This is a genomic window from Hoylesella loescheii DSM 19665 = JCM 12249 = ATCC 15930, assembly GCF_000378085.1.
In the GTDB taxonomy this organism is placed as follows: domain Bacteria; phylum Bacteroidota; class Bacteroidia; order Bacteroidales; family Bacteroidaceae; genus Prevotella; species Prevotella loescheii.
Window position 1 is genome coordinate 244,265 of sequence record NZ_KB899214.1, and the last position, 13,848, is coordinate 258,112.

Annotated in this window: 5 protein-coding genes and 1 tRNA gene; 3 read left to right on the forward strand and 3 right to left on the reverse strand. The window is 44.2% G+C overall.

The features are described 5' to 3' along the window. Nucleotides 1-35: 35 nt before the first annotated feature. Nucleotides 36-3,227 carry a SusC/RagA family TonB-linked outer membrane protein gene (locus tag F453_RS0107410; protein ID WP_026292504.1) on the reverse strand — a complete coding sequence of 1,064 codons (3,192 nt, stop codon included), beginning with the start codon at nt 3,225-3,227 and terminating at the stop codon, nt 36-38. A 900-nt stretch (nt 3,228-4,127) separates the two neighbouring features. Here F453_RS0107410 and F453_RS0107415 point away from each other — a divergent pair. Continuing rightward, on the forward strand, nt 4,128-8,750 hold the full coding sequence (locus F453_RS0107415; RefSeq protein ID WP_018967456.1) for a translocation/assembly module TamB domain-containing protein: 4,623 nt from the start codon (nt 4,128-4,130) through the stop codon (nt 8,748-8,750). Then, nucleotides 8,740-11,046, forward strand: coding sequence for a translocation and assembly module lipoprotein TamL (gene tamL, locus F453_RS0107420; RefSeq protein ID WP_018967457.1), 2,307 nt, complete (start codon nt 8,740-8,742; stop codon nt 11,044-11,046). Before F453_RS0107415 ends, tamL begins: the two co-directional genes overlap by 11 nt. 1,522 nt (nt 11,047-12,568) lie before the next feature. On the opposite strand, the gene F453_RS15665 is transcribed toward tamL, so the two are convergent. Then, nucleotides 12,569-12,639 (reverse strand) — tRNA-Cys (locus F453_RS15665). A 56-nt stretch (nt 12,640-12,695) separates the two neighbouring features. After that, nucleotides 12,696-12,887, reverse strand: coding sequence for a FeoB-associated Cys-rich membrane protein (locus tag F453_RS0107435; protein WP_009235676.1), 192 nt, complete (start codon nt 12,885-12,887; stop codon nt 12,696-12,698). 352 nt (nt 12,888-13,239) lie between these two features. Here F453_RS0107435 and yihA point away from each other — a divergent pair, with 352 nt between their 5' ends. Next, nucleotides 13,240-13,845 (forward strand): ribosome biogenesis GTP-binding protein YihA/YsxC, encoded by a 606-nt coding sequence (gene yihA / locus F453_RS0107440; protein WP_009235675.1) that lies wholly within the window; start codon nt 13,240-13,242, stop codon nt 13,843-13,845. Nucleotides 13,846-13,848 lie beyond the last annotated feature (3 nt).

The window sequence follows — 13,848 nt, forward strand, 5'->3', positions numbered from 1 at the left end:
AATTTTAAGTGTTTACAATGATTCTATCAGATAAGTTAGAAGCCAAGGTTACAGCCTATCGTCCACGTGCGTGCCTGAGGATAGACGCCATAATCCACTCCCAAAGAAGTGCCATTGTTCCCGTTAGGAATTTCGGGATCGAAACCGGCATACTTTGTAAAGGTAATCAAGTTGTCGGCTGCCACAAATAGACGAAGCCTTTGAATGCGAATCCGCTGTGTAATTGCTCTTGGAAGCGTGTAGCCTAACTGGATGTTCTTTAAGCGGAGATAGCTTCCATCTGTCAGATAGAGGTCGGACGACCGCCAGTTGTTCGTAGTATCGCCGATACGGAAGATAGGATACTTATTTGAAGTGCCTTCTCCCGTCCAACGACCAAGCATCCACGAAGGGAGGTTTGTAAAGTCTATATCAGTTCGGCGTGTAGCATCAAAGATTTTGTTTCCTATAACTCCTTGCAACATCATACTGAAATCAAAGCCCTTCCAATCGGCTGCAAAGTTAAATCCAAAAGTCCAATCGGGCATTCCTTTTCCTATCATAGTCTGATCCTCGTCAGTAATCTGACCATCACCATTGACATCTACGAAGCGAACATCACCTGGCTTAGCATTCGGCATGATCGGTTTTCCTTCTTTATTAACGTATGAAGTAACTTCTGATTCGTTCTGGAAAATGCCGTTAGTTTTGAAACCATAGAAAAAGGGGAAAGGTCGCCCGTTCTCTGCCCTCGTGATGGTTCCAATGCCTTGGAAGGTATCTAAGTTGGCCATACCAGTCTCATTACCATAGGCAACGAGCTTGTTGTGTAGGTAAGAAAGATTGCCGTTTACACGGAAATGGGCGTCTGCGATGTGCCATTTGTAGCCTAGTTCTAGTTCAAAGCCTGAGTTTTCCATGATACCAACGTTACCTATAGGCTTAGTCTCGCCAACATAGTCAGGGATATTCATTGCCATCAGCATACCATTCGTCTTCTTATAATAGTAATCAGCAGTCAGTGTTAGAGCATTTTTAAAGAAACCAAGGTCGATACCTAAGTCGGTTTGCACACTTTCTTCCCACTTTAAGTCGGGATTGGGAAGCCCAGAAGCTTTGCTTCCAGTCTGTGAATGATCGTCGCGTCCAAGGATATAGTTGTTGTTATTTCCTGTTGAAGCAAGTACGGTATAGCGAAAATTACCAATGTTCTCATTACCGTTCTTTCCCCAACTGAAGCGTAGCTTACCATTAGACAACCAATCACGACTCTTTTCCATGAAATTTTCATTGATGAAGTTCCATCCTAGCGAGAAGGAAGGGAAGGTGGCATAATGATTATTCCTTCCAAAACGAGAGCTGCCATCTCGGCGCATAGTAAACTCTGCCATATATCGCTCTGCGTAGTTGTAGCTTACACGTCCGAAGACAGAAGCTAGCTTAGCTTCATCATTCGGAGCACCACTTACATATTGCTTTCCGTCAGCACTTTGTCCCGTAGCTGCGTCAATATAAGGTCGGGCAAGGTTAATGATGTCATCACGGCTACCACTTAAATAGGCACCATAGCTAGCCTTAGCACTCTGTCCTAACACAACATTAACGTGATGTTCACCAAACTGGCGGTCGAAACTCAACGTATTGTCTAACTGCCATACCGTACCGCGGTTCGTACTTGAATTGGCGTTGGTCTTATCCGAACTGAAGCCATTGCGGATATAAAATATAGGTGTGTAGCCATCCGAGCCCCAGAAACTTTGGTCGGCTCCATAGCTAAAACGATAAACGAGTCCTTCCCACAATTGCAGTGAGGCTGCAAAATTGGCAACAATCTTATGGCTCCATCCTTTAGAAGGTGGCAAAGAGAGGATCGCAAGCGGGTTTCCCATCTCATTATATGCAGAACCAGGGTTCGTATACACCTCACGATGCCCCTCGGCATCAGTACGTCCCGTATAGAAGGGTACATAAAGACGATATTGGTTTTGGTTAGCTTTTACGTGCTCATCGGCAGCTGCACCATTGATGGTGGGTGTAAGAATCGGGGAGAGTGTCAGTGCTGAGCCCAGTACGGAACCCCAACCAGAGTTCGTATCAATGGACGTAGAATGGATACGTGCATAGGAAATGTTGGCGCTCAGGTCGAGTTTATTGAGCCAACTACGTTCCTTCGTGTCATCAAAGAGATTATACTTGGTATTGCTGCGTAGGGTAAGACGATCATAATTTGAACGTCCGTAGTTACCACCCACAATACCTTCTTGTGTATAATAACCCATTGAGAGGTAATAATTGAGTTTTTCACCAGCTCCGCTCACATTCAGTTCGTGGTTCATCATGGGTGCGTTGTTGTTGAAGACCTCCTTTTGCCAGTCGGTACCCTTCGTAATCCGGTTGCCATAAACATCCTTCAGATTATAGGGATCGGCAAATTTCGGAGCACGACCAGCGTTGAGTAGTCCCTCATTCATCATCACGGCATAGTTGGTAGCATCAAGAACATCACGGTGCTTCCAAGGGTTTTGCCAACCGTATGAGAAGTTGTAGTTCACTTGGACGCGCCCTTTCTTACCGCTTTTTGTCGTAACCAACACAACACCATTAGCTGCGCGAGCACCATAGATAGCTCCTGAAGCAGCGTCTTTCAGCACTTCCAAACTCTCAATATCACTTGGATTCAGATAGTCGATACCACCTTCAAGTGGCATTCCGTCTACAATATAAATAGGATCTGAATTATTTATGGTTCCAATACCACGCACACGGATTTGCGCACCTGCACCTGGTTGGCCCGAGTTTGTTGTTACCGTAACACCCGAAGCCAGACCTTTCAAGGCGTTGTCCATACGTAATGGAGCCGTCTTAGCTAAGTCTTCACTATTTACTTTTGCAATAGAAGCGGTCACAACGCTCTTTTTCTGAACGCCATATCCTACAACTACTACCTCATCTAATGCCTTAGCGTCTTCTTTGAGCACCACATGCAGGTTGTCTGCAGCCTTTACACGCTGCGTATTATACCCAACGTAAGAGATGATGAGTGTTGATCCTGGTGCCACACTGACTGTAAATCTACCGTCAACATCGGTAACAGAACCTTGGGAAGTACCTTCTTGAATAACAGAAGCTCCCATAATCGGCTCTCCCTGTGCATCAACAACCGTGCCCGAATAGGTTATGTTTTGGGCTAAAGCCATTGTTGAAACCAGTAAGGCCATGAACAAAAGGATTGATCTAAAATGTTTCATGTTTAAGCCTTTATTTTTAAATTATTAGTTATGCGATTTTAAATCATTAGTTATATGATGCAAAGTTAAAGCAAAAAGGGGCAATTGATATCGAACAAAGGGTTAAAAGTGGATTTCTTACCATTGATTATTCTATTAAGATGTTAATAATCAATGCTTTATTCATAATTTTGATACATAAAAAAGTGGATGCAATATAGAGTGATAATTGTTACTTTCTGTCGTTTTTTACCAATTTCATTGGTGCAAATACAAACGCGATGTGCTTTTATTTTTCTAACAAGCCAATTTAGAACAAACTTTTTCAGTGCGGTTCAGTATTGCCTCATGCAAATAGAGCCTCTTTTTCCTAACCTGGTCTTTCCTATTTGAACAACTGTTATATGGTTGTTAATGCAACGTTCTAACTTCGCAAGTCTACTGCGACAAGGCTCTGTTTGTCCAAATACACGTAGTTTGTGCAGTACAAAAGCATCTGTAGTGTCACTACAAATGCGTCTGTACTGCCACTACAAACCTTTTGTAGTCACACTACAATTAAGTTGTAGTGGCACTACAAGCCTCTTGTAGTCACACTACAAAAGGCTTGTAGCGCAACATCGGCAATATTCGGGCGTTGTTATCTGATTTTGCTCGGCACTTATTTTCTATGTATACCAATTTGTTAGGAAAATCTTTTGAAGTTATACTGAAGATATTGGTGCCGATGAAAAGTATGGTGTAAGTATTCTTATATCCATTTGACTGTAATTGTTATTTTTTCACCCTAAATTTGAATAAATTGTTGTTCGTTATCATTTCTTTGTCGGCTAGGTGGCTAATTATCAAAAAAAAATGCTTACTTTGCAAGTTGAATAGCTGCCTTTGAGGCGAAATAGATAGACGAGTGTGCGTTTTTATATGAAGAAATATATTCGATGGGCTGTCATAGCCATTGCCATCCCGATAGTGCTTTTTCTAATCTTAGTGGTTCTGCTTTACTGTCCACCTGTGCAAAACTGGGCTGTTAAGCGGGTTGCGAGCTATGCTTCGCAGAAGATGGGCATGAATATAACGGTGGATAGGGTGAAACTGGTGTTTCCTTTAGATCTTGGCATAGAAGGCGTAAGAGTGTTACAACCCAACGATTCAATATCAGGACAAACCGATACCATTGCTAATGTGGGCAAGATAGTGGCCAATGTGCAACTGCTTCCCTTGCTAAGTAATCAGGTAGAGGTAAACGAACTATCGTTGCATAATGTGCGGATGAACACGGCCAACATTGTGCACGAGGCGCGAATAAAAGGTAACGTGGGCTTGTTGCTGGTACAGAGTAGGGGAGTAGACCTCAATTCGAAGACTATTAGAGTGAACCAAGCTCAACTAAAAGATGCCAATCTTAGTGTGGAGTTGAGCGACACCGTTCCGCCCGACACCACCAAGACACCTGTTTTTTGGAAGATAAAAGTTGATAAGTTGTTGGTAGAACGCTCCAAAGCCCTGCTGCGAACAGCAGGAGACACTATGGCCGTATTGGTAGACCTGCCCAAACTGGACGCCAAGAATGGTTATTTCGACTTGTATAAGAATCTCTATCGGATTGAAATGCTCAATTGGCAGAACGGTAGCCTAAACTACGACCTCACCTACAAACCACGAACAGATGGCTTAGACCCTAATCACATACGTCTTACTGAACTGAATTTGGGTATCGATTCTTTTTATTTCTGTCAGCCCGAATTAAAAATGAACCTACGTGTATGCGCCTTTAAGGAGAAAAGTGGTGTGCGCGTAAATCATCTTAGTGGGCATGTTGCCCTCGATTCCACACGTATTGTGCTGCCAAACCTTGAATTGCGTACCCCCGAATCGTCGCTTACGGCCAACTTTAACATGGATATGAACGCCTTCGACGATGTTAATCCTGGCAAATTCTATGTTTCCCTGCACGCCTCTTTGGGCAAGGTCGACTTGCTGCGAGCCATGGGAGGCATGCCAGAAGGATTCAGAAAAGCTTTCCCCAATTATCCCTTGCGGATCGACGGTGTAGCGAAGGGCAACAAAGAGCGTATCGCTTTCTCAGGCCTTAATGTGGTTTTACCCACCGCCTTTAAACTGCAAACCACGGGTTATGTGGAAAAGCCAATGGATGCACGTAAACGCAAGGGCGAGATATTTTTGAAAGCCAACACCTACAACCTGAATTTCGCCAAGGTTTTGTTAGACAAGAAGCTGCAAAAACAAATCAATATCCCCTCGGGTATTGCCCTCAACGCTCGTGCCAAGATGCAGGGCGAAGTGTATCAAGCCGATGCTACGATGCGAGAAGGTGGCGGAAGTGTGCAGTTGAAGGGACGTTTCGATGCACGCAAGATGGCCTACGAGGCTAATGTCAAGCTGAAAAGTTTGGCCTTACAGCACTTCTTGCCCAACCAAGGCTTACACCCCTTTACGGGAGAACTGGAAGCACGAGGCGCGGGAACCGATTTTATGTCGCCCAAGACCCAACTGTTTGCTAAGGTACGCATAGGTCGTTTCCACTTCGGAGGCTACGATTTCGACAAGATTGCCGGTAAGGCACAGATGCATAACGGGGTTATCACTGCCTCGTTACAGAGCAACAACCCCTTGTTGAAAGGCTCAATAAACGTCAACGGACGAAATAGTGGTAAGCTGATAAAGGCGCATATCAACACCGACCTTGCCAAGCTAGACCTTTATAACCTGCATTTGTTGGATCAAAAAGTGGTGGCCTCTTTCCGCAGCGACCTCAATCTAGAAACTAACGGCAAGGATTATTATAAGCTTGAAGGTAATGTTGCCGACATCATGGTTAACGATACGGCCAAGGATTATCGCCTGGGTGCAATGAACGTAAACCTTTTTACCAATCGCGATACAACCCATGCCAACCTCGTTTGCGGTGACTTTGCCTTGCGGGTGAGCAGCAAAGGAGGCTATGCCTACATCTTAAATCGTGGTATGGGCTTTTGGACAGAACTGCGCAACCAGCTTGCCACCAAGCACATTAACGAGATGCGCCTGCGCGAACGTCTGCCGTTGGCCAATGTCTACTTGCAATGTGGCAAGGAAAACATCTTTATGCGCGTGTTGCGAAAGTATGGCTATTCGGTGGGTGAAGTGTCTGCCGACCTCAATTCGTCACCCGTAAATGGGCTAAACGGTTATTTCAATATCAATCAGCTGATGGCCGACAGCATACTTATCGACACCGTGCGACTGGGCTTGAAGTCTGATGCAGACCGTATTGCCTATTCGGTGCAGGTGTGCAATAATAAGAAGAATCCCCAATACGTGTTTAATGCCCTCTTAAACGGGGCTTTGGAAGAACGCGGAACATACATTAAGGCCAACATTTACGACGAAGCCAATAAATTGGGCATCGGTGTGGGTGTACGCGCAACGATGGAAGACAAGGGCATACAGCTTAGTTTGATGGACCGCGAGGCTGTTTTGGGCTATAAACGGTTCACCGTGAACGATGGTAACTATGTGTTCTTGGGCGACGATCGTCGTGTGCGCGCTGATGTGCGCTTGAGAGCCACCGACGGAACGGGCATCCTTCTTACCACCAATAACGATAACGAGGAGGCCTTACAAGACATTACGCTCTCGCTAAACCACTTTAATCTCGAGAAGCTATTTTCCGTTTTGCCCTACATGCCCGAAGTGTCGGGTACGCTTAACGGCGACTTCCACGCGATACAAACAAAAGAATCGCTGTCAATCTCTTCGGCTGTGTCGGTCACCGACTTAGTTTATCAGCAAAGTCCGATGGGCAATCTCAGCTCCGAGTTTGTTTATATGCCGAAGTCTGATGGTGGTCACTACATCGATGGTACATTAAGTCAGAACGATATACAGGTTGGTCATCTGTCGGGTACATACAATTCGGGACATGGTGGAAAACTCGACGCCACCTTATTGCTAGAACGTCTGCCCCTTTCCATCGTCAACGGATTTATACCCCAGCGTCTTTTTGGCCTTAACGGATATGCAGAAGGCGAATTCGTCATCAAAGGACCTGTGTCGAAACCCCTGATTAATGGTGAGGTTTATCTTGACTCAGCCCATGTTTTCAGTGATCCTTACGGTGTAACGCTACGCTTTGCCAACGACCCCGTTCGTATTGTGAACAGCCATTTGCTGTTCGAGAACTTCGAAGTGTTTGCTCACAACGACAGCCCACTGAACATATCGGGCGAGTTCGACTTCTCAAATCCCGACCGTATGCGAATGGACATGCGCATGCGTGCCACCAAATACGAGATTATCAACTCTAAGGAGAACTATCGTTCGGAAGTGTTTGGCAAGGTGTTTGTCAATTTTAATGGGCGTATGTCTGGTGAATTGAGCAACCTAAACATGCGTGGTAAGCTCGATGTGCTTGATGCCACCGACATGACTTACGTTCTGCGCGACTCGCCACTCTCTACCGATAACCAAATGGAAGAGTTGGTGTCGTTCACTAACTTTGCCGAGAACAAGGCCGAAACCATCAATCGTCCTGCGTTAACGGGTTTTAATATGGATTTGAGCATGAGCATCGACCCCAATGCGCATATACTTTGTGCCCTTAATGCCGATAAGTCTAACTACATAGACTTGATGGGCGGTGGCAATTTGCGCATGCGTTACACCCCTGTAAATGGTCTTCGACTAACGGGACGTTATACGCTTAACAACGGCGAGATGAAATATTCGCTCCCCGTGATACCGCTCAAAACCTTTACCATTAAGGATGGCAGCTACATCGAGTTTACTGGCGACCCAATGAATCCACGCCTAAACATTACTGCAACAGAGATAACGAAGGCCTCTGTCACCACAAATGGTAGTGATGGACGTATCGTTGAGTTTGAGTGTGGCGTGGTTGTGACTAAGACTTTGAAGAATATGGGATTGGAGTTTACCATCGACGCTCCGCAAGACATGACGGTGAGCAATCAGCTTAACACCATGGGTAGTGACGAACGCGGAAAGCTTGCCGTTACGATGCTTACCACGGGCATGTATCTGGCTGATGGCAACACCAGCAGTTTCTCTATGAACAATGCCTTAAGTGCATTCTTGCAAAGTCAGATAAACAACATCACGGGCAACGCCTTGCGAACACTCGACCTAAGTTTTGGTCTCGACAATGTAACGGACGCTAGTGGTAACATGCACACCGACTATTCATTTAAGTTTGCCAAACGTTTGTGGAGTAACCGCCTTCGTATCATTGTGGGTGGTAAAGTGTCGTCTGGTTCCGACGCGGGACGAAGGGATAACTCCTTCTTTGATAACGTTTCGTTGGAATATCGCTTAAATCAAGGCTCTACACGCTACATGCAATTGTTCTACAATCGCGATAGTTACGACTGGCTGGAAGGTGATATTGGTAAGTATGGCTTTGGTTTTATCTGGCGAAGAAAACTGCGACACTTCCGTGATATATTCCGTTTAAAAGTTCCCGAAGAGGTTGTGCTGCCCGCAACCCCCGACTCATTAAGTAAAGAAAAGAAAAATGGCGAATAACCCCAAACACGTTTTCTTGGCATTGCTGGCCTGTGCCACAACGCTTGTCGTTACTTCCTGTTCTACCACTAAGGGTGTTCCGGAAGGCGACCAACTATACACGGGACTCAAGAAAATAAAGTACGAGAATTATGAAGATAACTCGCACTTCACCTCAACGCAAGAAGAATTAGAGGCGGCTTTGGCTTGTGAACCCAACGGTGCATTCTTGGGTAGCAGCTATTATCGCACTCCTTTCCCCATAAGTCTTTGGATATGGAACGCCTTTTCGGGGTCGACATCGGGTGCAGGTAAGTGGATAAGCAAAACGTTTGGTAAGCCTCCTGTGTTGATGAGTTGGGTAAATCCAGCCTTGCGCGCATCGGTGGGCCAAAATACATTGAAAAATCATGGCTACTTTCAAGGTCGTGTGAAGTACGAAGTGTTCACACAGAAGAACCCCAAGAAAGCGAAAATCGGTTATTCGGTCAACGTTGGACCACTTTATACGCTCGACTCGGTGGCTTATCTCAATTTTCCCCCCGAGATTACAGAACTCATTGCCTCGCGCGCCTCTATCTCGAAGCTGCAGAAGGGTAGTGCGTTCTCTGTTTCGTCACTGGATACCGAACGCAATCGCATCAGTAATTTGTTGCGCGATAATGGTTATTATTATTATCAACCTGGCTACTCTTCTTTCCTTGCCGACACCATTCAAGTGCCCCAAAAGGTGCAATTGAAGATGCTGCCTACAGCCACCATGCCCGAAACGGCTAAGCGTCGATGGTATGTAGGTAAGATAGACTTCTACCTTCGTAAGCAAATGGGTGAGACACTCACCGATTCCGTAAAGCGCAAACGTCTTACGGTGTATTACAATGGCAAGCGTTCGCCCATACGTTCGCGCATCTTGTTGCGCAACATTCAGGTTCATCCGGGACGCATGTATCGCTATCGCGATGAGAATCTTACGTCGACTAAGCTGATGGATATGGGGCTATTCAGCATGACCGACTTTAAGTTTACCCCGCGCGACACCACTTCACAGGCCGACACGCTTGACCTTTCTATAACGGGTTTACTTGAAAAGCCCTACGACTTCTATGTTGAAACCAATTACACGGGCAAGACTAACGGTCGCATGGGACCAGCTCTCATCGTGGGTTTTACCAAACGCAACGCCTTCCGAGGTGCCGAGAAGCTGGATCTTAACGTGTTCGGTTCGTACGAATGGCAAACAGGACATAGTGCAACAGGGTCTGCTGCGCAGACGCAATCTTATGAATATGGTGCTTCTGCCTCGCTGGAGTTCCCACGTCTTTTTACACCTTTCTGGCAGTCTCGTCGTTTTTACAATACGCCTTCTTCACTTATCAAGGTCTCTTCGAGTGTCATCAGTAGAGGTAGTTATTTTAAACGTCACATAGTTTCGGGTGAACTCACTTATAATGTGCAAACCTCCGAACGCTCGATGCATCAGTTCTCGCCCATCTCGTTGCAATACAACTATATGACGAGCCATACTGCCACCTTTGATTCCATCCTTAACGCCAACCCATATTTGAAGGTAACGATGAAGGATGTGTTCATTCCTAAGATGCGTTACAGCTACATTTACAACAGTCCGTCGCGCTATCGACATCCCATTTGGTGGCAAACCACGTTAAGCGAAGCCTCCAATATCTTGTCGTTGGCTTATATGGCGGCTGGTAAGAAATGGAACGAGAAGGATAAGACGATGTTTAAGAACCCCTTTGCACATTTCTTTAAGCTAGAGACCGAGTGGCGTAAGATATGGAAATTAAACCCTCATTCGCAGCTTGTTGCCCATGTATCGGCAGGCGCGATATGGAGTTATGGAAATGCAACTGAAGCTCCTTATAGCGAGCAGTTCTATGTTGGCGGTGCAAATAGCATAAGGGCGTTCACCGCTCGCAGTATTGGTCCAGGTGGCTATTATCCCACGGCAAGCACAAACTCTTATCTTGACCAAACGGGCGACATCAAACTCTTGTTCAATTTAGAATATCGTCCGCGCCTTATTGGTAGCCTTTATGGGGCTATTTATCTTGATGCGGGCAACGTTTGGGCGATGCACTCTTCTACCGAGCGCCCAAATTCAACGTTTAAAGCAAAGAGTCTAGTGCAAGATATGGCCCTAGGAACAGGTATCGGCCTACGTTACGATCTCGATTTCTTTGTTATTCGTGTAGATTGGGGTATTGGTATCCATGTCCCTTACAAGAGTGGTTTCTACAATATGGGCAGCTTTAAGAATAGTCAAAGTCTGCATTTGGCCATTGGGTATCCGTTCTAAGGCATAGGGCAAATACCCCAATGGTTAGTGATTTATATTGGATTGAACTAACTGGCATAATGCCTAATCGTTCATGAGAACACATAGCTCTGTTATGTTTTATGGTAAATGCGTATCAATTCTGTTTGTTGTTTATTGAAAAAAGGAGTGGTCATGCAGATACAAAGATTTAATGAACAGGGAGGCTCGCATGAAAAGTAGTGCAACAAGCAATTGTGAAAGTAAATGCCGTTAATGTTGTCGAAACCGAGATATGCTTAAAAAATGAGTATTATGAAATTAACGCCTTTTAGAAAACTATGCCTGATAATACTCGGGTCAGTATTTGCTCTGCTCATTATGTTGTCATCACTAGCAGGTTTACTTTTGTTATTTAACTTATTAAACTATCTTTGTGTTGATGTTCCGACGTCAATCAAGGATGTGGTGTGCAACTACGGAGCGCTGCTTTTTACTTTTTGGCTTATTTCCCATTTTACATTGGTACTTCTGATGGACGATGATTTAGCGCTGAGTAACGTAAGAAAATTAATTGTTCAACATCGAGTGATTACGCTATTTCTTATTTATAGCACCGTGGGAATGTTTACAACACATTTATTCATTTTATTTTTAGGGAACGATATTTATAGCAACGAAACAGACAAATACCATGGAAATGCTATCTCGTTTTGGGCTCGTTTCCCGCTGTTAAATGTATTTGTTTATGTATGGGTCTTAATAAAATTACGCCGTAACAATTATATGTTAGGCTGTTCAGATATTATACAACTGTATGTTACAGGGAGATTAGCATATTTTCTTTTACGAGAAAGGGAGAATAGAACTATAACCAAAATTTAGAGTACTAGTAGTTAAGAGAATAAATAAGGTTGTAACCACAAGGTACGAGAGAAAACCCAAACTTGAATAAATGAAGTTCTGTTGCCTAGTGTTATTGTTGAGCCTTATCAATATAAAAGGTCCAAAGGAGAAAAGAGTTGAAAACTTCCATGTTGTAAGCTACGAAAAGGTCTCACCCAACTATCGCTATTCAGGTGATATTATAAAATGGAACGGACACCATTTCATGCCTTACTTATATGAAGTGTATAGAAACGGACACCTTTTAAAAGTGGGAGTGTATAAAAGTGAGGGTATTTTATTCTTCTCACTTGCTGAATTGGAAGCAGATAGTTTATTAAGAGAAAGTTTGTCTATAAGTATCAGGAGGACAATAGGCATTGGAAGAGGAGTGATTATAGATAAGGGGAGAAGGTATAAAGCTGTTAGTTATAAGCATAAATGGTATTTGCACTCTGGTAAAGCACTTAAAGTGTATATCCCAGACAAAGGACGCATTTCTCACTAGATGTATACCACTTTAATAAGAAGTGTGTTGACCAATGCGAAAACCCATATTCTGCTTGTAACTAAGACATGCCCGAGTTTAGCTATTCCTAACCCCAAAACTTCCTTATACTTTAAAGCCGTACATAAAGAAAACGGGAAAGTTCAATAAAGAACTATCCCGTTTTCGTAGAGGTACCTGGCAGAGTCGAACTGCCCTACACGGTTTTGCAGACCGTTACCTAACCGATCGGCCAAGGTACCCTTTTGTTAAATGCGATGCAAAGGTATAGATAATTATTCGGAAAACCAAATGTTTTCTACATTTTATGGTCGCACGTAGGCTTTTTCTTGTCCGATGGCTCATTGTCGGCTTGCTGCTGATTCATAGAACAGCCCTTACAACCCCCGCAAGGGTGGTTTGAATGGCTAACGGTTTCGTATATCTTATAGGCCACATAGCTAATGGCAATGGCTATAATAATAGTGATGATGATGTATTGAATGGTCATGTCTACCTTTTTATCTTGCTCAAAGTTAGTCTTTTATTCTTAGTATTCAATGTTTTTCGTATTATTTTTATCTATCATCGCAATGGCTTTTGTCTATCTCGTTATGCAAACCGATGGTCGATCGCTACCTCCTTGCACGATGTTTTCTCGTTGGAAAGCAAGAAAACCAATTGTTTTCACTAACTTTGCATATAAATATGGTGGTTGTAGAAGCCAGTATCGCATGCCGATAAAGTGCAGCTCACAATACCATTTGTGAATATATGGAGCATAGCCTCTTGCTACTTGCAGAGAATAAGTGCCCATAAACTTTTATCACCCTTATATATTAAGGTAAAAAATCATTGAACTTATGGACATTAAGAAGTCGGCTTTCACCCTTTCAGCCCCGTCGATTGGGCTTTGCCCCAAAGACAACAAGATAGAATATGCCTTTATCGGCCGTTCAAATGTGGGCAAGTCGAGCCTCATAAACATGCTTTGCAACCATAAGGGCTTGGCCAAAACGTCGGCCACGCCTGGCAAAACACTACTTATCAATCATTTTATTATCAACGATTCGTGGTATTTGGTAGACCTTCCTGGCTATGGATTTGCCAAGAGGTCTAAAACCGTGCAGCAGAAATTGCAACAAATGATTTCTAGCTACATCCTTCAACGCGAACAGTTGGTTAACCTCTTTGTGTTAATCGACATCAGGCACGAACAGCAAAAGATTGATCGCGAATTCATTGATTGGCTTGGCGAGAGTGGCGTTCCCTTTACCATCGTATTTACCAAGGCCGACAAACTGGGCTTGGTAAAGGCCAAACAGAATGCCGAGAAGTGGATGAAACAGTTGGAAGACTCGTGGGAAGAGCAGCCACCTTATTTCATCACCAGCTCCGAAAAGCGCATCGGTCGTGAAGAACTGCTTAATTATATCGACGAAATAAATAAGGAAATAGAGGCTCAATAAAGG